Raw genomic sequence first — 21,880 nt, 5'->3', positions numbered from 1 at the left:
TCGAGGTGGCTGGCAAGCGTAAGGTGCTACGACCATTGTCTATATTTGCTTCAAGATTATGAAATATAGAGATTTTATGGGTTGTTTTGGCGATATTAGCCATTGGTTGTAGTTGTTGGTTGAGAATTTAATGATTAGTTTGGTACGACGATAAGTGAGGTGTTGTATGAGCGGACGCAGTGCGGACTCGATCACTCTGGATATTGAGCGCTCCATCGTTGCCGGCGAGCTGGAGGAAGGACGTCCGTTGCCCGCTGAGCGGGCGCTGATGGAGCAGTACGGCGCCAGTCGCACCGTGATTCGCGAGGCGATCACCGCGCTCACCGCCAAGGGATTCTTGAAGAGTCGTCCGCGCTATCGCCCGATCGTCTGTCGCCCGGATGCGAGCTCGGCGATGCAGGCGGCGGGAGGGGTGATCAAGCACCTGCTCGATAACTCTCGAGGTGTACATGACCTCTACCAGGTACGGGTGTTGTTCGAGCGGGTGCTGGTGCGGGACGCCGCCACCGGGGCGGGCAAGGACGACCTCAAGCGGCTGAAGGATGCACTGGACGACAACCAGGCGGCGATCTGCGATTCCGAGCGCTTCTACGCCACCGATGTGGCCTTTCACCGGGTGCTCTACACCATCTCGGGCAACCCGGCCTATCCGGCCATTCATGCCGGCTTTGTCGAGTGGCTGGCGCCCCAATGGAGCCGGATGCCACGCAGCGAGCAGCGCAATCACGACAACTTCCTGGCCCACCAGGCGATCTACGAGGCCATCCTGATGCGTGATCCCGACGCGGCGGAGCGCGCCCTGGTCGATCACCTCGAGGCCTCATGGGAGTTTGTGCGAAGCACCTTCTTTGCAGGAGAGAACGAGTGAGCGACGTCGATCATATTGTTGTCGGGGGCGGGGCCGCCGGGTGCGTGGTAGCCGCCCGCCTGGTGCGCGAGCAGGGTGCCAGGGTGCTGCTGCTGGAGGCGGGCTCGTCCCACCACCACCCGCTGCTCGACATGCCTCCGGGCATCTTCAAGATGATCAATGGCTCGAAGTTCATGCGCTATCACCAGACCGAGCCGCAGGCTCATCTGGGGGGACGGGTCCATGACATTCCCCAGGGTCACGTGCTCGGCGGCGGTACCTCGGTCAATGCCCAGGTCTACATGCGCGGGCGGCCCGAGGACTACGACGACTGGGATCGGCGACTCGCCGGCAACGCGGCGAGGGCCGACTGGTCCTGGCAAGGGGTGCTTAAGCACTTTCGCCGGATGGAGGACAACGACCGTCTGGTCAATGATCGCCACGGGCGCGGCGGGCCACTCCAGGTCTCCGACCCCGGCCATGTGGATGTGGCCTCGCGCTGGTTTATCCAGGCCGCCCAGGCGGCGGGGCTGCCCTACAACGGCGACTTCAATGGCGAGCGTCAGACCGGGGTCGGCTTCTATCAGTTCATGAATCGGGCGGGCAAGCGCTGCTCTGCCGCCTACGCCTACGTGGTGCCGCTGCGCGCACACCCGGGGCTCGAGGTCGCGCTCGACTGCGAGGTCCAGCAGGTGCTAGTCGAAGACGGGCGCGCCGTGGGCGTCGAGTACCGCGACCGCAAGGGCAAGGTGCACCGGGTGCGCGCGCAGGGCGAGGTGATCCTGGCGGCGGGTGCGCTGGTGACCCCGAAGCTTCTGATGCTCTCGGGTATCGGGCCGGCCGAGCAATTGGCGCAGCACGACATTGCGGTGAAGGCGGACCTGCCGGGCGTGGGGCAGAACCTGATCGACCATCCCGAGGTGCCGATCACCGCCTACGCCAGGACCCCGTGTGGCTACTATCGCCAGGGCGTCGGCTGGCGGATGCTGGCCAACGGGCTCCAGTTCAAGCTGTTCGGCAGTGGCCCGGTGACCTCGGCCGGGGTTGAGGCGGGCGCCTTCGTCAACCCCATCGATCCTCAGGCGGCACCGACCATCCAGGCCTTCTGCGTACCGATCGTCTATCTGGACCGGGATACCCGGGACGCGCTCAAGGACGACTACGGCCTGACGGTGACCACCGTGGTGGTCAAGCCCAAGGCCAGAGGCAGCGTTTGCCTGCGCTCGGCCGACCCCGGCGACATGCCGCGGGTGTCGCCCAACCTGCTCGGCCATCCCGACGACATGCAGGCGATGGTGGAAGGACAGAAGTTCTTTCTGCGGGCCTTCGAACAGTCACCGCTCAAGGAAAACCTGCACGGTGTGGCCTTGCCCTTCGCCGGAAGCGGCGCCAGCGACGATGAACTGCTCGAGCACTGCCGGCGCTTCGTCAAGACCAACTACCACCCGGCCGGTACTGCGGCCATGGGTGCCGATGACGACCCCATGGCGGTGCTCGACGCGCGCCTGCGGGTTCGTGGGGTGCGCGGGCTGAGGGTTTGCGACATGTCCGCGGTGCCCGATATACCCGCCGGCAACACTACCGCTCCGGCGATGATGCTGGGCAGCCGCTGCGCCGACTTTATCGGCGAGGATGCGGGCCTGGGGCAGGACGCCCGGCGCGACGCTGCAGCGCCCGAGGCGAAGGCCACCGGGGCGGCGATGCATTGACTTACTGAACGGATTTTCAAGCACCGACAGCAACCGACAGCAACCAATAGCAACAATGAAAAAGGAGCATCCGATGACACGCCTTACTCTTCTGCCGCTGACCCTGAGCGTAGGTCTCGCCGCCGCAGCCAGTGCTGCCCAGGCTGCCGACACCGTCCAGTGGGCCCATGTGTACGAACCCTCCGAGGCCTACCATCACTGGGCCGAGTGGGGCGCCGAGCAGATCGCCGAGCGCACCGACGGTCGCTACGAAGTGGAGGTCTTTCCCGCCTCGACCCTGGGCAAGGAGGTCGAGATCAACCAGGGGCTGGTGCTCGGCACCGTCGACATCATCTACACCGGCCAGAGCTTTGCCGCCCAGACCTACGGGCCGCTGGCGCTGTCCGACGCCCCCTTCGTGTTCCGTGACTACGAACACTGGAAGGTCTACGCCGACAGCGAGCTGTTCGCGGAATTCGCCGACGGCTACCGTGATGCCTCCGGCGGTAACGTGATCCTGGGTGACTGCTACTACGGCCAGCGCCACGTGACCTCCAATACGCCGATCGTCGAGCCCGCCGACATGGATGGCCTCAAGATTCGGGTGCCCAATGCGCCCATCTACAGCCTGTTCCCCCGTGCGGTCGGCGCCCAGCCGACACCGGTGGCTTTCTCCGAGGTCTATCTGGCCCTGCAGCAGGGGGTGGTGGACGCCCAGGAGAACCCCTTGCCGACCATCCGCGCCAAGAAGTTCTACGAGGTCCAGGACTACATCAACCTGACCGGCCACGTGACCGGCTCCAATGTGATCGTTGCCGGCGGTCCCTTCTTCAACGGCCTGTCCGAGGAGGATCAGCAGATCTTCCGCGAGGTGCTCGGCGAGGTGGCCAGGAAGGTCTCCGACGATGTACGCGAGCAGGAGCTGGCTTCCATCGACTGGTTCAAGGAGCAGGGCGTGGAGGTGCTGGAGGTCGAGCGTGAGGCCTTCCGCGAGAAGACGTTGCCGGTGCTCAACGGCGACGAGGCGACCTGGACCCAGGAACAATTCGATCGCTTGCAGGCGCTGTAACGCCTCGGGAATAACGCTATGAACCACACTGACAGCGAGGCCCTGGGCTCCGCACGGGCATCCGAGGAGGATGCCCGTGAGGGGCCGCAAGGCCCGGATATCGACTTTGACGACGACGGCCCGACCTTCGCCTGGCGCGACATCGGGCTTGAGGACGCGCTCACCCTGGTGGTCTTCTGGACCATGGCGGCGGTGGTGTTCGCCCAGTTCTTCAGTCGCTACGTGCTTGGCTCGCCGCTGGGCTGGACCGAGGAGGTCGCCCGCTATCTACTGATTTGCGTCGGCTTTCTGGCGGCGACCGTGGGGGTGCGCAAGCGCAGCCACATCCGCCTCGAACTGCTGTATCGCTACCTTCCCCTGCGTGCCTCGGCGGCGATGATCTGGCTGGTCGACCTGGGCCAGCTCGTCTATTTCGTGCTGCTGGGGTGGGTCACCTGGAAGATCCTGCCGCTGATGAGCGCCCAGAAGATGACCTCGATGGCAGTCGGCATGGACACACTCTACAGCGTGGTGCTGTTGAGCATCGCCATCATGGCGCTGCGGCAGGCCTGGCAGCTGGTGCGGGCGAGCGGCCCGAAGCAGTGGCTGGCGGCGCAGCGAGCTGAGACCACCGGCGAGGAGGCATCATGACGCTACTGGTCCTGTTCGGCGGCCTGCTGCTGATGCTGGTGATGGGCTTCCCGGTGATGGTGGCGCTTGGCGCCTCGTCGCTGGCGGCGATCCTGGTCGATGGCAGCGTCCCCGACTTTATCGTGCTGCACCGTATGGTCGGTGGCATGGACAGCTTTCCGCTGCTGTCGATTCCCTTCTTTGTCCTGGCCGGTGCGCTGATGAACTCGGCCGGCATCACCAGTCGCATCTTCGACTTCGCCAGGGCCCTGGTGGGCTGGATGCCCGGGGGGCTCGGCCACGTCAATGTCGGCGCCTCGGTCATCTTTGCCGGCATGTCCGGTGCCGCGGTGGCCGACGCCGGTGGGCTCGGCGCGATCGAGATCAAGGCGATGCGCCGGGCGGGCTATGACCCTGGCTTTTCGGTGGGTATCACCGCTGCCTCGTCCACCATCGGGCCGATCATTCCGCCTAGCCTGCCGCTGGTCATCTACGGCGTGATGGCCTCGGCCTCGATCGGTCAGCTGTTCGCCGCCGGCCTGGTGCCGGGACTGTTGATGGCGCTTTCGCTGATGCTGATGGTGGCCTGGTACGCGGTGCGTTATCAGTATCCGCGTGACGTCGGCTTCGCCCTGGGCTGGATCGCCTTGACCTTCCGTCGTGCCTTTCTGTCGCTGCTGACCCCGGTGATCATCGTCGGCGGCATCGTGCTTGGCATCTTCACCGCGACCGAGGCCGCCATCGCTGCGGTGATCTACGCCATGCTGCTGGGGGCGGTGGTCTATCGCACCCTGACCTTCAAGAGGCTGCTGGCGGTCACCATGGAGACCATCGAGACCACCGGGATCATCATGATGATCATCGCCGCCTCGTCGATCTTCTCCTGGCTGCTGACCAGTCACCATGTGGCCGAGAACTTCGCCAACTGGATGCTGGCGGTCACCTCCAACCCCACCATCATCCTGCTGTTGATGACGTTGATCCTGTTCGTGGTGGGCTGCTTCATGGAAACCATCGCGGCGATCACCATCCTGGTGCCGATCCTGCTGCCGATCGCGGTCAACCTCGGCGTCGACCCGGTGCAGTTCGGTATCGTCATGGTGCTGAACCTGATGATTGGCCTGCTGACGCCACCGGTGGGACTGGTGCTCTACGTGCTCTCGCAGGTGTCCAAGGTGCCCTTCGAACGCTGCGCCTCGGCGACCCTGCCGTTCCTGATCCCGCTGTTGATCGTGTTGATGCTGGTCACCTTCGTGCCCTCCATCTCGCTGTGGCTGCCGACCTTGATCTATCGCTAGGCGCTGTCCGAAAAGTCGACGAGCGAAGGTTAGACAAGGCAAAAATCGGTGAGAAAGCGCAGTTTACGGGGTGTAAATGAGCATTTTGATCCGATTTTTAACGCCGTATTACCGAGCGCAGGCACTTTTCAGACAAGCCCTAGCATCGAGCAGGCAAGGGGACACGTTGCGCCCCTGACAACCAACGCCCCCGACGTCTTCGTCGGGGGCGTTTGCTTGAGGGGGGGCGCGATGGTGCGTCCTCCTGCCTATCGCCCCATCCAGCCGCCGTCCACGGTCATCACGCTGCCGTGCATATAGTCCGAGGCGCTGGAGGCCAGAAACACCACCGGTCCCTTGAAGTCAGCGGCGTCCCCCCAGCGACCGGCGGGGATGCGCGCGAGGATATCGCGAGAACGCTCGGGATCGTCGCGCAGTGCCTGGGTGTTGTCGGTGGCGATGTAGCCAGGAGCGACGGCGTTGACGTTGACCCCGTGGGCGGCCCATTCGTTGGCGAAGGCCTTGGTCAACTGGGCGATGCCGCCCTTGCTGGCGGCGTAGCCGGGCACGGTGATGCCGCCCTGAAACGACAGCAGCGAGGCGGTGAAGATCACCTTGCCGCTGCCTCGCGCGACCATCTGCCTGCCGATCTCCCGGGTCAGCACGAAGGGGGCGCTCAGATTGACGTCGATGACCCTGTCCCACAGCGCATCGGTGTGCTCGGTGGCGGGGGCGCGTTCGATGGTGCCGGCGTTGTTGACCAGGATATCGATACGCCGGTCGGCAAGCTGCTCGACCATCGCCATCAGCGCGCTGCGGTCCGACAGGTCGCAGGCGATCCCTGTGCAGTCTCGCCCCAGGGCGCGAACTCGCTCGCCCAGGTCGCCGCCGTCGGCGGTCATGCTGGTGCTGACGGCGATGATGTCGGCACCGGCTTCGGCCAGGCCCAGCGCCATGGCCGCGCCGATGCCGCGTCTCGCGCCTGTCACCAGGGCGGTCTTGCCGTCGAGTGCAAAGGTCGTCAGTACAGCCATCGAAAATCTCCTGAGTGATCGGACAGGCATGTATAGCAACGGGGGGTATCAGCCTAGTGGGCATCCCGGGCGCGGGAAAGGCCGGGGAGGGGCATCGTGCGGATGGCAGTGCTCCGTCTCGACCACATCTTGTACCTTTTAAAGACAAATTCTTTCTTATTAGACCTATGTCTAAGGAGCAGGCATATTGATCGATCCTGAGTGGAAGTTGTTTTTCAAATAATTGAAATAAAACGTTTAAATGGAATGTTTCGGGTTCTCGGTGTGGTCTCGAGTGCCGTGTTAAGGTCAAGGTGAAAGCCAAGTTGTAAAAAGTTGTTTGAAAAGCCTTCCGGCGCTTCCTATAGTGACTCCGTCAACGAACAACCCAGTTTGCCAGCGATAGGCGGAGCCCATGAGCATCATCAACGATTACCCCCACGCAGAGCTGTCCAACCTGACCCGCGAGCGACTGATGCGGGCTTCGACGGCGTCGCTGCACACCCTGCTGCACAAGCGGGGTCTGAAGAACACCTATATCCAGAACGTCGGTCGCATGAACAAGAGCCTGGTCAAGATGGTGGGGCAGGCCTACACCCTGCGCTATATCCCGGCCCGCGAAGACCTGGACGTGGTGGCCGCCTTCCGTGATCCGGAGCACCCCCAGCGTCTGGCGGTGGAAAGTGTGCCGCCTGGCCGCGTACTGGTGTCCGACTGCCGTCAGGACGCCAGCGCCGCGAGTGCCGGCAGCATCCTGTTGACCCGCCTGCAGGTGCGCGAATGCGCGGGCTTTGTGTCAGACGCCGGTGTGCGTGACTCGGAGTACGCCGAGAGCATGTCGATGCCGGTGTTCTGCACCAAGCCCAGCGCCCCGACCAACCTGACCAAGCACCACGCGGTGGATATCCAGCAGCCCATCGGCTGTGGCGGCGTGCCGGTCTATCCCGGCGACGTGCTGGTCGGCGACGGCGACGGCGTCATGGTGGTGCCGCTCGAGCTGGCCGACGAGATCGCCGAAGAAGCCAGTGGCATGGAGGCCTTCGAAGCCTACGTGCTGGACAAGGTCAACAACGGCGCGGCGGTCATCGGTCTTTATCCGCCCAACGAACAGGCCCAGGAGGAGTACCAGGCCTACCTGCGCGAGCAGAAGTCTCGCGGCTGAAGCAGGAGTCGCGCGGCCAGACAAGCGCCGCTTCATCTATCCCCACACAATCACAAAATAATTCCAGGAGTCGCCATGTTTGCTCTCACTCCCCTCAACGCCACCCTCAGCACGACCCTGCGCAAGCGCCTGATCAAGGGCGCGACCGGCGCTACCCTGGCCGGTGTGGCGCTGGCCGCGGTCGTCGCCGTGCCGACGGTCCAGGCCGACTTCCCCCAGCGTGACATCCGCATGATCGTACCCTGGCCTGCCGGCGGCGGCGCGGATGCCATCTCGCGCAAGATCAGCAACCTGGCCGAGCAGTCGCTGCCGACCTCGATCTACGTCGAGAACATCGGCGGGGCGGTGACCGCCACCGGCCTGATGCAGTTGGCCAAGGCGCGTCCCGACGGCCACACCATCGGTGTGCTGACCTACGACAGCGTCGTCACCCTGCCGCGGGGCAACATGGTGCCCGGCTACTCGCTGGACAAGCTCGAGCCGTTCGCCCGTGTGACCCAGGAAGCCGACGCCATCGTGGTATCCAAGCAGTCGGGCTTCACCTCCTACGAGGAGCTGATCGAGGCGGCCAGGGAAAATCCCGGCACGGTGCGCATTGGTGTGGCGCCCCAGGGCTCTGGTCCCTACCTGGCGGTACGTCGCCTGGAGGCGGCCACCGGGGTCACCTTCAACGTGATCTCCTATCCGGGGTCGTCCACCGCCGAGGCCGAGGCGCTGCTGTCCGGCGAGATCGACGCCGCCATCTCGAGCCTGGGGGACTTCTCCGGAATCCTGTCCTCGGGTGATGCGCTTGGCGTGGTCGAGCTGTCCGGTTCGCAGAACCCGGCCTATCCCGAGGTGCCGCCGATCTCCGAATTCGACGTGGATCTCGAGACCGGCAGCTTCATCGTGCTGGCGGCGCCGGCCAATACCCCGGAAGACGCCATCGAGACCCTGGAGTCGACCTACCACGAGGCTTACCAGAGCGACGAGTTCCAAGAGTGGGTCACCAGTATCGGTGTCACGCCGGGCTGGCTCGGCAGCGAGGAAGTCAACGACTGGATCGGCAGCTACCAGGAGCGGACCTTCGCCGCCATGGATGAGCTGGACCTGTAAGTCCGGGGTGCAAGGTCCGGGGAGGAAGGTCCGGTGAAACATGTCTGAGCTTCACGCAGCGACCTTCCGCTTCCTGCCTCCATCTGGAGCGGGCGGGTAGAGCACCTGCCTCTGCCGGCCCGCTTCACTTCCCTTCCAACGAACACTGTGTTGTCGGTCTCCCGTCATTGGGGGCCGAGAGAGGTTTCGCATGTCTCGTTCATCTTCATCTCTGCTGGCGCGTGCGCTTGGCCTTGGCCCTGGCTCCAGTGCTGGCGCGATCCGTTTCCACGGCGTGCTGGCGCTGCTGGCCCTGGGCTACCTGATCGGTGGCCTTGCGATGGGGCCTCCGCTGGAGGCCGGCAAGCTGACGCCATCCTTCTTTCCGTTGCTGATCGGTGTGCTGGCCACCGTGCTGTGCGTGCTGCAGTGGTGGTCCTCGGTGCGCAGCGCCGCTGCCCTGGATCGGGACAACGCGGCCGATGAAGGCGATAGGCCGAGGGGCCGTCGTCTTTCGCCGGAGCTGACCCTGATGCTGGCGACTCTGGTCTATGTACTGGTGTTTCAGTCACTCGGCTATGTGCTGTCCACCCTGGTCTATGTACTGGGAGTGATGCTGTTGTTCTCGGGGCTCGACAAGTGGTTGAGCAAGGCCCTGATCGCGCTGGCCATCACCGCGGTGGGCTTCGTGCTGTTCAACCAGGTCTTCAACGTCCGTCTACCGACACTCTGGGGGTGAGCCATGATGACTGATGCAACCCGCTCGGCGCTCGCTGCCGGGCGACACGCCGGGGGTGACCCATGGACTTCCTGACCCAGGTGCTGGCGAGCTTCGGTTTGCTGCTCAATCCCACGGTGCTGTTCTATGTGGTGGCCGGTTTTCTGATCGGCACCGTGTTCTCGGCGATTCCCGGTCTGACCGCGACCCTGGCGCTGGCGCTGCTGCTGCCGCTGACCTACAGCCTGGACGTGACCACGGCGCTGATGGCCTGTGCCAGCATCTATATGGCCGGCATGTGCGGTGGCAGCATCACCGCCACCACCATCAATATTCCCGGTGCTCCCTCGTCGATGATGACGGCGCTGGAAGGCTACCCAATGCAGCAGCGCGGCGAAGGGCCTCTGGCGCTGGGCCATGCCTCCTTCGCCTCGATGATCGGCGGCGTGTTCGGGGCGGTACTGCTGGTGCTGCTGGCGCCCTTGATCGCCGACCTGTCGCTGCTGGTGCAGACCACCGGCAAGTGTGCGCTGATCCTGTTTGCGCTGATCGTCATCGTCATCGCCCAGCGGGGCAATGTCCGCCGTGCGGCTATCGCCGCCTGTCTGGGGCTGATGCTCGCCACCGTGGGGCTAGACGCCATGGTGCCGGTGGCCCGGTTCAGCTTCGGCATGGGTGACCTGGCGGCGGGAATCGACCTGATGCCGGTGATCATCGGTACCTTCGCCATCAGTGAGCTGTTGACCCAGCTTGCCGAGAACGACAAGGCCCAGGCCATTCGCGATAAGCTCAAGGGAGTGGCGAAGATTCGTCGCCGCGACTTTATCCCGTCGCGCTCGGCGATCCGTCGTATCGGCGCGGCCTGCTATCTGAAGTCTTCCACCATCGGCTATCTGGTAGGCACGTTGCCCGGGGCCGGGGGCTCCATGGGTGGCTTTCTGGCCTACGTGGAAGCGGTGCGTACCTCGCGCGAGCCGGACAGCTTCGGCAAGGGCAATCCCCAGGGAATCGCGGCGGCGGAAAGCGCCAACAACGCGGTCTGCGGCGGCGCCCTGGTGCCCATGTTGACCTTCGGTATCCCGGGCGACCCGATCACCGCCATCGTGCTCGGCGTGCTGGTCATCAACGGCATCCAGCCGGGGCCGCAGTTGATGGAATCCCAGGCCGGGCTGATCGCGCCCATGCTGGCGGCACTGATCTTCAGCGCGCTGATCCTGATTCCGCTGACCATGTACCTGCTCGGGCCTTACTTTATCCGCATCGTGCGCATTCGCCGTGACGTGCTGTTTGGCTCGATCGCCATGCTGGCGGTGGTGGGCAGCTACGTGGCGACCTACTCGACCTTCCAGATGATGATGACGCTGGTCATGGGGGTGCTGGCCTTCTACCTGAGAAAGCACGGCTATCCGGTGGTAACGCTGCTGCTCGGCTTTATCCTCGGCCCGGGCCTCGAGGAGTACCTGCGCCGTTCCCTGACCCTGTCCAACGGTGACCTGACGGTCTTCGTGACCCAGCCCGACAGTCTGTTCTTCATCGTGCTGACCGGGGTGTTCGTGTACTTCCTGGCGATCCGTAAGCCGGTGCAGTTGAAGGGTAGCCAGAACACGACCTGAGGCCCGTACAGATTCCAGAGCAGGAAACTTCAGCGCCTGTCCGACGGCATATCGCCCGGGGCAGGCGCTTTTTTTGGTTCATGATGCCGAGCGGAAGGGTCGGGCGAGTGGCCTGGTTGCCCACGATCCTCCATGAAGTCTTCGCTCGCTCCCTCCGCGTCAAACCACTCGTCCCAGGGCTTGTCGGCAGGAGTGAGAGCGCCTCTTTGAGCTGTGGAGACGAAAACAGCCCTGTTTACGTCCTCGGCAAGAGCGGCTGCCTCTGGTAGGCGTACCGCCTGGGAACGGTTGGATGGAAAGACGTAGCCTTTACTCATCGTGGCGAGCCTCTTTTATGTAAAGGATGTGCCTAGCCTAGGCGAGCTCGCTCGTTAAAGGGCATCTCCGGGGTGTCTCAGGGGCATCTTGGGGGCAGTTCAGGGCAGACGCGACAAGCCGGGGCCCGCTGGAGCGTAGATCGATATCATCAAAAAAGGTCCTCGCCGGTGGCGAGGGCCTCGTTGATGGTGCGCCAGGGACGTCGGTGGGCTGGCGTCGCCTGTTGTAGAGAAGGAGAGAAGGAGAGAAGGAGAAAAAGAAAGAACGCTGGGCTAGCGCTTGCCGTTCACCTGGCGGGTCAGCCCCAGAGGGTTGTCGGCCTTGAGGCTGTCCGGGGCCAGGGCCTCGGGCATCGCCTGGTAGCACACCGGGCGCAGGAAGCGCTGGATCGCGGCGCTGCCCACCGAGGTGGTGCGCGAGTCGGAGGTCGAGGGCCAGGGGCCGCCATGGACCATGGAGTGGCACACCTCGACGCCGGTGGGCCAGCCGTTGAACAGGATGCGACCGGCGCGACGCTCAAGCAGCGGCAGCAACTGGTCGGCCAGCGCGTAGTCGGCTTCCTCGAGGTGGACCGTGGCGGTCAACTGGCCTTCCAGCGCGGTCAGCACCTGCTGCATCTGTGCCACCGAGTCGCACTCGACGATCAGCGCGCAGGCTCCGAAGACCTCGTCATGCAGAGCGGCGTTGCCGATAAAGTCACTGGCGCTGGTGCGCAGCAGGTGCGGCTGGCAGGGGCAGGCAAGATGGCCGGTGGCCTTGCCCTTGGCGACCAGACTGACGCCCGGTTGGTCGACGAGTTGGGCGACTCCCTGCTCGTAGGCGGCGTGGATGCCAGGGGTCAGCATCAGCTGTGGGGCGGCTTCGCGTACCGCGGCACCGGCCTGCTCGACGAAGCGCTCAAGCGCGGCGCCGGACAGTGCCAGAATCAGCCCCGGGTTGGTGCAGAACTGGCCGGCGCCCATGGTCAGCGACGCGACGAAGGCGTCGCCCAGGGCCTCGGCGTTGGCTTCCAGCTGCTGCGGCAGCAGCAGCACCGGATTGATGCTGCTCATCTCGGCGTAGACCGGGATCGGCTGGGGGCGCGCCTGGGCGGTGCGCAGCAGGGCGGTGCCGCCGTTGCGCGAGCCGGTGAAGCCCACCGCCTGGATGCGCGGGTCCTTGACCAGGGCCTGGCCGAGCTCGCTGCCGCTGCCGTAGAGCAGCGAGAACACGCCTTCGGGCATGTTGCTGCTCTTGGCGGCCTGTTGCAGGGCGCGTCCGACCAGCTCCGAGGTGCCCGGGTGGGCGGAGTGGGCCTTGACGATCACCGGGCAGCCTGCGGCCAGCGCGGCGGCGGTATCGCCGCCGGCCACCGAGAACGCCAGCGGGAAGTTGCTGGCACCAAACACCGCCACCGGACCCAGCGGCACCTGCTGCTGGGCGAGAGAGGGACGCGGCATGGGCGCGCGCTCGGGCAGGGCGTCCTCGATGCGTACGTCGAGATAGTCGCCGCTGCGCAGGACCTCGGCGAACAGTCTGAGCTGTCCGCAGGTGCGGCCACGCTCGCCTTCAAGGCGTGCCCTGGGCAGGCCGGTCTCGGCCATGGCGCGCTCGGTCAGGGTGTCGCCGAGGGCATCGATATTGTCGGCTGCCGCCTCGAGAAAGGCCGCGCGGTCTGCAAGCGGCAGGCGGCGGTAGGCCAGGAAGGCGTCCTCGGCCAGCTGGCAGGCGCGCTCCACCTCGGCCTGGCCCGCCAGGGGGTAGGCCGGGGCAAGGGTCTCGCCGGAGGCGGGGTTGACCGCCGAGATGGTACGTCCGTCGGTGGCACCGGCCACCGAGGAAAAGCCGATCAGATGATGACCTTCGATAGTCATGGCGACTCCTGTTATTGCGCAGTGAAGATGATGAAAGGTGGCAAGGGGCGGCCGCTGCCAAACCGGGGTCGACGCGCACGAAACCTGCGATCGCTGTACGCACGAACGCCGAGTAGGGGAGTGGATAGCGAAGCGGCCGGAAGCATGTCCGGCCGCTCGGGGCTCTAGCGGGCTGGCGTCGACAGCGCCGTCACGCCGGTGGCCCGGGATGCTGCGATATGCCTCAGGGGCACATCTGGCCGCCGTTGACATCGATCACCTGGCCGGTGATGTAGCCGCTGGCAGCGTGGGAGGCCAGGAACAGGAAGGACGGTGCAACCTCCTCGGAGGTGCCAAGGCGGCCCATGGCGATGGTGGAGGCGATCTTCTCTTTCACCTCAGCGCTCTTGTCGGCGTGGAAGGCGGTGTCGATGGTGCCCGGTGCGACGATGTTGAAGCGCACGTTGTCCTTGGTGAATTCCTTCACCCAGTTGCGATGCAGGTTGTGCAGCATGGCCTTGGAGCCGCCGTACAGAGAGGCGCCGAGGCCACCGCCTTCGCGACCGGCGATGGAACCGGTGCTGATGACGCTGGCGGTCTCGCCGCGCTTCTCGGCGGAGGCCTTCAGGTGCGGCATGGCGAAGCGGGTGGTCATGATCACCGAGCGCAGGTTCAGGTCCATCACCAGGTTGAAGTCGTCGTCCTCGAGGGACTCGAGGCCCTTGCGCACGCCGAGGCCGCCGGCGTTGTTCACCAGCACGTCAAGGCTGCCGAACTGATCGACAAATTCGTTGACCAGGGTCTCGCACTCGCCGCTCTTGGTCAGGTCGCGCTCATAGTAGGCGAAGCGCGCACCCTCGGACTCCAGCTGGGCGATCAGCTCCTCGGCGGCGCTGTCCTTCTGGCTGCTGTTGATGCCGACGATGGCACCCTGGCGGGCGAAGGCCACCGCGGCGGCACGACCGATGCCCTTGGTGGAGCCAGTGATAAGGACGGTCTTGTCGTTGAGATCGGCGAACATGAAGTGCTCCTGAACGAATCGGGCCTGCAACAGGCCGCATCATGGATGTTGATAGGAGAAAGGAGGGCGCAGCGCGACCAGCCTGGGATTGTGGGATAAACCTTAGCCTAGCGCCTGATGGACTTCAAACAAATACTAACAAGTGGGCATGGTACTTTGGTCTTGTGGGCAGGGAGCTGCTGTCAAAGAGAATTTTGGAAAGCGCAGTGCTTACGATTGATGGTTTTGTTAAAGTATTGTAAATAAAAGGTTTTAGTGGGGTGTCGGCGATCGATTTTTCCTCTCGGCAGGTGGCGGGGAAGGCTCGTCTACGGGGTCCGTTAGCATAAAGTATAAGTTGTAATAACTTGTCTAGTTGGCGCCGTGGCGGCACTCTTGCAAGCGTTCTTTCCGGTGGCGGGTCGCCACGACCTTGACCGGATCCCCAGACGCTCGACGACAAGAGAGATAACTCATGCGAACGCTCCCACGCCTGCTTTGCGCCTCCCTGCTGGTGGCCACCTCCACGGTTGCCGTCGGTGACGACTATCCCTCCAAGCCGATCACCCTGATCGTGCCCTGGTCCGCCGGTGGCGGCACCGACGCCGTCGGTCGTCAGTTTGCCGCCGGTCTGCAGGAAGAGCTGGGGCAGCCGGTCAACGTGGTCAACCGTACCGGTGGCTCGGGTGTGGTCGGCCACATGGCGATGAAGATGGCGCGTCCCGATGGCTATACCCTGGGCCTGGGCACCGCCGAGATCGCGACCTATCGCCATATCGGCACCGCCGACCTGTCCTACGAGGACTTTACCCCGATCGCGCTGCTCAACCTCGATTATGCGGCCTTCACTGTCAACGCCGAGTCGCCCTGGCAGAACCTGGAAGACGCCCTGTCCGACCTGGCCGAGTCACCCAACGAGTACACCGTATCGGGTTCTGCGCCAGGTGCTGCCTACCACCTGTCGTTCGCCGGCTTCCTCGACCAGCAGGGCATCGATCCGAATACCGTCAATCTGGTACCCAGCGAAGGCGCCGCGCCGGGCCTGCAGGAGCTGGCGGCGGGCGGTGTCGACATCGTCTTCTCGTCGCTGCCGGAGACCGAGTCCATGCGTGAATCCGACCGCGTCCGCACTCTGGCGGTGCTGTCCAGTGAACGCGAAGAAGCCTTCCCGGATATCCCGGCGGCCGGCGAGGTGACCGGTGATGACTGGTCCCACGGTTCCTGGCGTGGGCTGGTCGGCCCCGAGGGTCTGCCTGAAGACGTCTCCGAGCGTCTGTTGAGCGCAGCCGAGACGGTGTGGAACTCCGAGGACTTCCAGTCGTTCATGGAAGGCCGCGGCTTCGGCGCCGTGTGGGAAGGACCGGAAGGCTTCGAGGCCTTCATGGCCGAACAGGACGCCAACAACGCCTCCATCATCGACAAGCTTGGCTTAGCCCAGTAACTGAAGGCCCAGTAACCGAGAGCCCAGTAACTGAAGGCCCAGTAACCGAGGGCCCAGTGACAGATCGCTCGGTGACAGAAAGCTCACCGAGCGGTCGGCTGGCACAGTCTGCAATACACCCGATTGAGCGCCGCATCGGCGGCGCACTGACAAAGGTGCGGTAACGCCCGGGAGATCGTCATCATGCGTACCAGTGACGCGGTATCGGGAACCATGGCGGCGGCCCTCGGGGCCGCCCTCATCGTCGCTTCCGCGGACTTGAGTCCGCTGCCGCGCCAGGTCTATGGCGCCGGCACCTTCCCCAAGGTGGTGGGGGCCCTGCTGCTGTTGATGGGAGGGCTATTGGTGCTCAAGGGCCTGCGCCAACGCCAGCCCTGGGCGCGCTGGACCTCCAAGGTAACCGGCCGAGCGTTTGTACTGGCGCTGGCGGCGGTGGTCGCCAGTGTCATCGCCTACGTGGTGCTCACGCCGCTGCTGGGATTTCCGATCGTTGCGGTGGCGCTTCTGACGCTGTTGTTTCGCGCCTATCACCGTCGTGGTTGGGGGCGTGCACTGTTGATCGCGGTGATTGCCACGACCGTGATCTGGATGCTGTTCGCACAGCTTCTGCACGTGCCGCTGGAGGCAGGACTGCTTGAACGGGTGCTCTACTGATGAATGAATTGATGCAAGCCGCTGCCATGGTGCTCGACGGCGAGGTGCTTTTGGTGATTGTCGCCGCCTCGTTGTTCGGACTCTTCATGGGGGCCATCCCTGGTCTCACCGCCACCATGGCAACCGCCTTGCTGGTGCCGGTGACCTTTTTCATGGAGCCGCTGCCGGCCATCGCCGCCATCGTCTCCGCCACCGCCATGGCGATCGTCGCCGGTGACATTCCCGGTGCCTTGCTGCGCATGCCGGGGACGCCCGCGTCGGCGGTCTACGCCGACGAAGCCTACCTGATGGGCAAGAAGGGCAAGCTTGGCCTGGCGCTTGGTATCAACGTCACCTGCTCGATGCTCGGTGGCATCATCGGGGTCGCGGTGCTGGCGCTGTTTGCCCCGCGGATCGCCGAATTTGCGTTGCAGTTCACCAGCGACGAGTACTTCTGGCTGGCGCTGCTGGGGCTGTCCTGCGCGATTCTGGTCGCCGGCGGTGATCCGCTCAAGGGCGCCATCTCGATGATGATCGGACTGTCGCTGGCGATGATCGGCATGGACAGTGTGTCCGGCCAGATGCGCTTCACCATGGGCAGCTATGACCTGCTCGCGGGTATCTCGTTGCTGCCGGTGCTGATTGGCCTTTTCGCCATCACCGAACTGCTGCGCAGCCTGCCCAACGCCGGGCAGCGCGCCTCAAGGGTGGAAACGCCCAAGGGCAAGCTGCTCGACGGCGTGGCCCGTACCACCTGGCGCTACAAGGGCGGCGTCGCCCGTGGCGGGCTGCTCGGCACCATGATCGGTGCACTGCCGGGCGCCGGCGCCGACATCGCCTCCTGGATCAGCTACGCCATCAGTCGCAAGCTGTCGCGGGAGCCGCAGAAGTACGGCACCGGCCATCCGGAAGGGCTGGTCTCGGCCAGCGCCGCCAACAACGCGGCCCTGTCCGGCGCCTATATCCCGGCCCTGGTGTTCGGCATCCCGGGTGATACCGTCACCGCCATCATCATCGGTGTGCTGACCACAAAGGGCATCACCCCGGGCCCCGACGTCTTCACCGAGCAGGGGGCTCTGGTCAACGCCATCTTCATGGTGTTCGTGCTGGCCAACCTGTTGCTGCTGCCGCTGGGGCTGATGGCGATCAAGGGCGCCGGCAGGCTGCTGACCGTGCCCACTGGCGTTCTCTACCCATTGATCCTGATGTTTTGTATCGTGGGGGCCTTCTCCGCCAACAACAGCATGTTCGATGTCTGGGTGATGCTCGGCCTGGGGCTGGTCGGCGTATTCCTGATGGAGAACGATTTCCCGCTAGGCCCGCTGATTCTGGCCTTTATTCTCGGCCCGATCATCGAGAGCAATTTCATGCGCTCGATCCTCAAGTCAGACGGCGACCTGATGGCCTTCGTCGACCGGCCCATCGCCATGGTGCTGGCGGGGCTGGCGATCCTGACCTGGACCCTGATCATCGCCAACGGGGTGTGGAAGGGCCGCAAGGCCGGCAAGGGCGGCGGAGTCACGACCGAGGCGTCCTGGTCCGCGGGCGGTGGTGATCCGCCCGGATAGGGCAGGAAGAGGCGAGAGGCGCCCTGTGTGGCCTAAAGGCCCAATGCGGGGCGCCTTTTGCAGTGGTAAAAGGGAGGTGGCGCCTGATGGTGCAAGCCAGGCGGCTTCCAGGGAACAGAGAACCGGAGCAGGGCAAGATGGCACAAGACGAAAAATTTTCACTGGCTTCGGCGGTCTACGAGAAGATTCTGGAAGCGATCATCGAGGGCCAGTATCCGGTCAACAAGAAGCTGCCGACCGAAGCGCAACTGTGCCAGCGCTACGAAGTGTCCCGGCCGGTGCTGCGTGATGCCCTGGCCCGGCTCAAAGAAGACGAACTGGTGGTGTCCCGGCGGGGCTCCGGCAGTTTCGTGATCCGTCAGCCCGACAGTGCGGTGCTCAAGTTCGCGCCGATCTCGAGCATCGCCGATATCCAGCGCTGCTTCGAGTTTCGTACCAATGTCGAGGCGCGGGCGGCGCACCTGGCGGCGTTGCGACGCACCCAGGACCAGCTCGACCAGATCCGTCGCTGCTACGACATCATCGATGAGGCCAACGCCCGCCACGATCTGGCCACCGACGAGGACTATCGCTTCCACCTGGCGATCACCGAGGCGGCCAGCAACCACTACTACATCACCGTGCTGAAGTCGCTCAACGAGAGCATCAAGGAAGGCATGAACCTGACCCGGGGGCTGTCATTGATGGCCTCTCAGGAGCGCTTGAAGCTGGTCCAGGATGAGCACCTGGCGATCGTCGAGGCGATCAGCGACAAGGATGGCGAGCGCGCCGAAGCCGCCATGCGCGCCCATATCGACAACGCCCGTCATCGCATGTTCGAGGGGAGCCACTGAGGGGGGGCGGTGCTCCAGGTTATTAGGTGGTTTTAGTCCCATGGCTCTCAGTGCAACTCCTGTGGGCAGTCCGAGTTAACTCGATGGCTAGCTCAAAAGCTGCACCGGGGTGGTCAGATGTGATCTTGCCCAGTAGCAGTGGAGACCCGGTTGAGGAACTAATCTGAATGAGGTGGCTCATGACAGAGCTAGCGATTCCAAAGAAGAAACAACGTACCCGCAACACAAGATCGAGGCTATCCACGGAGAGTGTTTCGAGACTAGGGCTTGTCTGAAAAGTGCCTGCGCTCGGTAATACGGCGTTAAAAATCGGATCAAAATGCTCATTTACACCCCGTAAACTGCGCTTTCTCACCGATTTTTGCCTTGTCTAACCTTCGCTCGTCGACTTTTCGGACAGCGCCTAGGGGGCGATATGAACGCAGGTCTTCGAGTACGTTGAGCCGGATTACGATCGGCAGAGCCGGCACAGTGCGGTTGGTATGTCCAGTCCGAGGCCTTCAATGCCCGAATGATCTCTTAGATCGGTATCCACGATTGCTGGGTAAAATCAAGACGCTTGTTCGCGGCGATGCGATGATGTAATCGACGTCATGGCGGTCGCTCCAGTTAAGGATCAGAGGGTGGCATAAGCGGCTGCCACCATAACGCACTCCCATGGAGTGGGAAACGCAACGCATGGAAAAGGTTTCACGCGTTGCGAACCATACCTAAAGAACTTGCTATCTAGCGTTATTGTAAAAATAAATGTGTTGTAGGCTATAGTTTGATGATGGAGTGCGGTCGACAAAGCATTTTATTGATTTTGATATCTTGTTTCGAATCTTTCATCTGATTCACAAAGATAAATGATGAACTCAATAAAAGCGATGATCGCAGGAATTAGGGTCCAACAAAAAATCAAGTAAATGATGCCTTGTCCTATTTTTCCTAGATAGAACTTGTGTGCGCCAAATCCACCAAGAAAAAAAGCTAAAATCGCTGTTGCGACTCTACTTTTCTCTCCTCGAATACTTTTTTGTTGAGCTCCACAGTTAGGGCACGCTCTGGCTGTTTCGTGAATTTCATTTCCGCAACCACTACAAAACATTTATCATCTCCATTTTAAGTTTCTTAACGTAACGATTTACTATGATATTGAACTTTTATGTCAATGTCGTGATTTGTATCAATCTTGCCAATGTTGGTAACCGCAGATTTATGGCGTGTCAGGGTGTGTTTTAAATTGACATACGACGCCGTGCATTAGGGGAGGCGGTGTGGAGCGCATGGCGAAGAAAACCTCCCTATCCATTCCTTTGTTAAGTATCACAGCCCATAGACGGTGACGTAGAATTTCTCTCCATTATCTGCCAGCTCGCTCGTGTATGTGATATCTGCCGTCTCGGTATCCCCCTGACTTTTTATCGTAAGCTGAGCCGCGCACTGCTGTGAACCGGTTTTATCGTTGAAATCAGTGGTGCGTATGGCGTCAACTTCCAACTGGATACTGTCCGAGACTTCTTGTCCGAATTGAGAAACCAGTCCGTCTCTGGTGATTTCTTTAACCAAGGCGACGGTCTCGTTATCAGAGCACTTGGGTGCCGACTGAGAACATCCGCCAAGAATTGTGGCCGCAACAATGACTGCCCCTGCGTATATGAACTTCATGGTTTTCTCACTTCCAATTGGTTTCTTTCCGACTTACCGTAAGGTATAACGCTGATGAAAAAGCAAGCTTGTGCGAAGCAGAATTTTTCTGTACTGCTTTTCCTTGTTGGGTTCGCCGACGCTATTACATAAATTACTGTTGACACTACCTGCGTAAGAAAAGCAGGTAGTGTCAAGTTAACAAGCGCCTGCCTGTTGTGCCCCATAGGTGGCTTGGCTCTCGGTAAAGTTGTCTCCGCTCTCCGATGAAAGTTGATCAATTAGACCTTTGCATGAAAACCCCTGCATGCTGAGATACAGCTTCGCTGAATCCAGCGCCTCCTTGTTCCAATCAACTTCTAGGCTATCAACTGCTACGGTTGCATCGGAAACCTCATAACCATCCCCAAAATCCGATGAAAGTTGGTCTATAAGTCCTTGTCGAGAAAAACCTTGCATGCTGAGGTATTGATTCGCTGACCGGACAGCATTTTTTTGTGGGTTCGTTAGTTCTTGCGCCCATGCAGGTGCGACTGCAAGGACAGTAATACCAATAAACGAAATGCCGACCCGTGTTAACACGTTTTTCATAGATGACTCCTTTTGCAAATAGACTACAGTTGGCCTGATTCTCTTAACGCTTCAATAAAGCGAGCGTTACACATCGCCTAGTCTTCGATTGTTATGTAACGTTTATGCCGATTCATCGCTGTAAAGCCTTAATGAAAGCGCCATTGCTAACGTCCCCGATATCCATAGTATTTCCGGACCGCTAAATCCAGAAATAATTGCCATGGGTTTCAATATGAAAAAATGGAATAGGTATGCTAGAGGCAGCAGTATGGCGACCATTTTCAAGCTGATCCTGGTTTTTACCTTTTTTTTGCAATGAGGACATCGTTTTTTTTCGAAGCCATTTATCGCCTTTGAAAAAAAGCCAATGCTAATTTCGCAATGTGGGCATTCCATTGTATATTCCTTGCGTAATTAGAAGATTCTAATTATTATGCGCAGAATTATCTCTGCATGAGTTTTTCTGTTCTTTTAAATCTTGTTGGCATTCTTAAGATGTCTCGCGGTTACCCCATGCTCGAAAATCTTAACAATACGCATCATAATATTCTGCACAAGGTATGCGTTATATGGCTACGTGACTACCTTTAATCGTGGTGACTAACCGAAATTTTACTAGAAACTGTGCTGAAAAACATGCATGCCGCCGTGGTGTCGTAGGCACGTTATACTAACCTGGCTCAATACTTTGTGAATTTTTTCAACATCGCACCAGGTTGCTAATGTGGTAGTTAGAATCCGCTTCCGATTTTTTTGAGTTCTTAGGTGCTTCGAGGGTTATGTCAGCGCGCTTTTTCTAGACGACTTGTGTCTACATGTGAATGCGCTACGTGCCAGTCTTTCTAGCTTTTGGGTGTTGACCGGCGGTGCGGGACAGTCGGCTGGCAAGATGAGCGATCGGAATGGAGAGTTGGTGTATCGACGGCGTCCGCCACATTGTGAAGTTATCCGCTGAGTGCGGAGGCGGCGAGCAGGTATCGGGA

General features: G+C 61.7%; 20 protein-coding genes. 13 read left to right on the top strand and 7 right to left on the bottom strand.

Features of this window, described 5'->3' with window-relative positions:
- Window positions 1-166 precede the first annotated feature (166 nt).
- The 5 genes from NFH97_RS01900 to NFH97_RS01880 all read left to right on the top strand — a co-directional run bounded on the left by NFH97_RS01900 (window position 167) and on the right by NFH97_RS01880 (window position 5,511).
- Entirely contained in the window at window positions 167-868 is a 702-nt protein-coding gene (locus NFH97_RS01900) for an FCD domain-containing protein (RefSeq protein ID WP_108131711.1), read from the top strand.
- Window positions 865-2,556 carry a GMC family oxidoreductase gene (locus NFH97_RS01895; RefSeq protein WP_349624309.1) on the top strand — a complete coding sequence of 564 codons (1,692 nt, stop codon included), beginning with the start codon at window positions 865-867 and terminating at the stop codon, window positions 2,554-2,556. Before NFH97_RS01900 ends, NFH97_RS01895 begins: the two co-directional genes overlap by 4 nt.
- A 73-nt stretch (window positions 2,557-2,629) precedes the next feature.
- Entirely contained in the window at window positions 2,630-3,604 is a 975-nt protein-coding gene (locus NFH97_RS01890) for a sialic acid TRAP transporter substrate-binding protein SiaP (protein ID WP_349624308.1), read from the top strand.
- Window positions 3,605-3,622: 18 nt separating this feature from the next.
- Window positions 3,623-4,234, top strand: a complete 612-nt coding sequence (locus NFH97_RS01885; RefSeq protein ID WP_349624307.1) for a TRAP transporter small permease — start codon at window positions 3,623-3,625, stop codon at window positions 4,232-4,234.
- Window positions 4,231-5,511, top strand: coding sequence for a TRAP transporter large permease (locus tag NFH97_RS01880; protein WP_108131714.1), 1,281 nt, complete (start codon window positions 4,231-4,233; stop codon window positions 5,509-5,511). Before NFH97_RS01885 ends, NFH97_RS01880 begins: the two co-directional genes overlap by 4 nt.
- 248 nt (window positions 5,512-5,759) lie before the next feature.
- Here NFH97_RS01880 and NFH97_RS01875 read toward each other — a convergent pair whose 3' ends face one another.
- A complete protein-coding gene (locus NFH97_RS01875; RefSeq protein WP_045994113.1) occupies window positions 5,760-6,524 on the bottom strand; it encodes an SDR family NAD(P)-dependent oxidoreductase in 765 nt (254 codons plus the stop codon).
- 394 nt (window positions 6,525-6,918) lie between these two features.
- On the opposite strand from NFH97_RS01875, the gene NFH97_RS01870 reads away from it, so the two are divergent.
- The 4 genes from NFH97_RS01870 to NFH97_RS01855 all read left to right on the top strand — a co-directional run bounded on the left by NFH97_RS01870 (window position 6,919) and on the right by NFH97_RS01855 (window position 11,070).
- Window positions 6,919-7,665 (top strand): ribonuclease activity regulator RraA, encoded by a 747-nt coding sequence (locus tag NFH97_RS01870; protein WP_349624306.1) that lies wholly within the window; start codon window positions 6,919-6,921, stop codon window positions 7,663-7,665.
- 75 nt (window positions 7,666-7,740) lie between these two features.
- Window positions 7,741-8,760 carry a Bug family tripartite tricarboxylate transporter substrate binding protein gene (locus NFH97_RS01865; RefSeq protein ID WP_349624305.1) on the top strand — a complete coding sequence of 340 codons (1,020 nt, stop codon included), beginning with the start codon at window positions 7,741-7,743 and terminating at the stop codon, window positions 8,758-8,760.
- A gap of 190 nt (window positions 8,761-8,950) precedes the next feature.
- Entirely contained in the window at window positions 8,951-9,478 is a 528-nt protein-coding gene (locus NFH97_RS01860) for a tripartite tricarboxylate transporter TctB family protein (RefSeq protein ID WP_108449894.1), read from the top strand.
- Window positions 9,479-9,540: 62 nt separating this feature from the next.
- On the top strand, window positions 9,541-11,070 hold the full coding sequence (locus NFH97_RS01855) for a tripartite tricarboxylate transporter permease (protein ID WP_108449895.1): 1,530 nt from the start codon (window positions 9,541-9,543) through the stop codon (window positions 11,068-11,070).
- 29 nt (window positions 11,071-11,099) lie between these two features.
- On the opposite strand, the gene vapB is transcribed toward NFH97_RS01855, so the two are convergent.
- The 3 genes from vapB to NFH97_RS01840 all read right to left on the bottom strand — a co-directional run bounded on the left by vapB (window position 11,100) and on the right by NFH97_RS01840 (window position 14,241).
- Window positions 11,100-11,387 (bottom strand): type II toxin-antitoxin system VapB family antitoxin, encoded by a 288-nt coding sequence (gene vapB / locus NFH97_RS01850; protein ID WP_349624304.1) that lies wholly within the window; start codon window positions 11,385-11,387, stop codon window positions 11,100-11,102.
- Between the two features lie 273 nt (window positions 11,388-11,660).
- Entirely contained in the window at window positions 11,661-13,241 is a 1,581-nt protein-coding gene (locus tag NFH97_RS01845) for an aldehyde dehydrogenase (NADP(+)) (protein ID WP_349624303.1), read from the bottom strand.
- A gap of 223 nt (window positions 13,242-13,464) precedes the next feature.
- Window positions 13,465-14,241: an SDR family NAD(P)-dependent oxidoreductase gene (locus tag NFH97_RS01840; RefSeq protein WP_045994118.1), complete on the bottom strand. Its 777-nt coding sequence runs from the start codon at window positions 14,239-14,241 to the stop codon at window positions 13,465-13,467.
- 454 nt (window positions 14,242-14,695) lie between these two features.
- Between NFH97_RS01840 and NFH97_RS01835 the strand changes: the two genes are divergently transcribed.
- From NFH97_RS01835 to NFH97_RS01820, 4 genes are all read left to right on the top strand, one after another.
- A complete protein-coding gene (locus NFH97_RS01835) occupies window positions 14,696-15,661 on the top strand; it encodes a Bug family tripartite tricarboxylate transporter substrate binding protein (protein WP_108449897.1) in 966 nt (321 codons plus the stop codon).
- A gap of 183 nt (window positions 15,662-15,844) precedes the next feature.
- Entirely contained in the window at window positions 15,845-16,315 is a 471-nt protein-coding gene (locus NFH97_RS01830) for a tripartite tricarboxylate transporter TctB family protein (RefSeq protein ID WP_052704466.1), read from the top strand.
- Window positions 16,315-17,862, top strand: a complete 1,548-nt coding sequence (locus NFH97_RS01825) for a tripartite tricarboxylate transporter permease (protein WP_349624302.1) — start codon at window positions 16,315-16,317, stop codon at window positions 17,860-17,862. Before NFH97_RS01830 ends, NFH97_RS01825 begins: the two co-directional genes overlap by 1 nt.
- 137 nt (window positions 17,863-17,999) lie before the next feature.
- The gene (locus NFH97_RS01820; protein WP_045994121.1) at window positions 18,000-18,695 is read left to right on the top strand and encodes a FadR/GntR family transcriptional regulator; all 696 of its coding nucleotides are present in this window, start codon (window positions 18,000-18,002) and stop codon (window positions 18,693-18,695) included.
- A 796-nt stretch (window positions 18,696-19,491) separates the two neighbouring features.
- Here NFH97_RS01820 and NFH97_RS01815 read toward each other — a convergent pair.
- From NFH97_RS01815 to NFH97_RS01805, 3 genes are all read right to left on the bottom strand, one after another.
- Window positions 19,492-19,785, bottom strand: coding sequence for a TM2 domain-containing protein (locus NFH97_RS01815; protein ID WP_349624300.1), 294 nt, complete (start codon window positions 19,783-19,785; stop codon window positions 19,492-19,494).
- 218 nt (window positions 19,786-20,003) lie between these two features.
- On the bottom strand, window positions 20,004-20,345 hold the full coding sequence (locus tag NFH97_RS01810) for a hypothetical protein (RefSeq protein WP_349624299.1): 342 nt from the start codon (window positions 20,343-20,345) through the stop codon (window positions 20,004-20,006).
- A gap of 177 nt (window positions 20,346-20,522) precedes the next feature.
- Entirely contained in the window at window positions 20,523-20,915 is a 393-nt protein-coding gene (locus tag NFH97_RS01805; RefSeq protein ID WP_349624298.1) for an Ltp family lipoprotein, read from the bottom strand.
- Window positions 20,916-21,880: the final 965 nt, after the last annotated feature.

Origin of the sequence: Halomonas sp. SCS19, from assembly GCF_040147015.1 — a bacterium.
Taxonomy (GTDB): domain Bacteria; phylum Pseudomonadota; class Gammaproteobacteria; order Pseudomonadales; family Halomonadaceae; genus Halomonas; species Halomonas litopenaei.
Note: the sequence above shows the minus strand (reverse complement) of the source record. Positions and strands in the feature narration are given on the sequence as shown.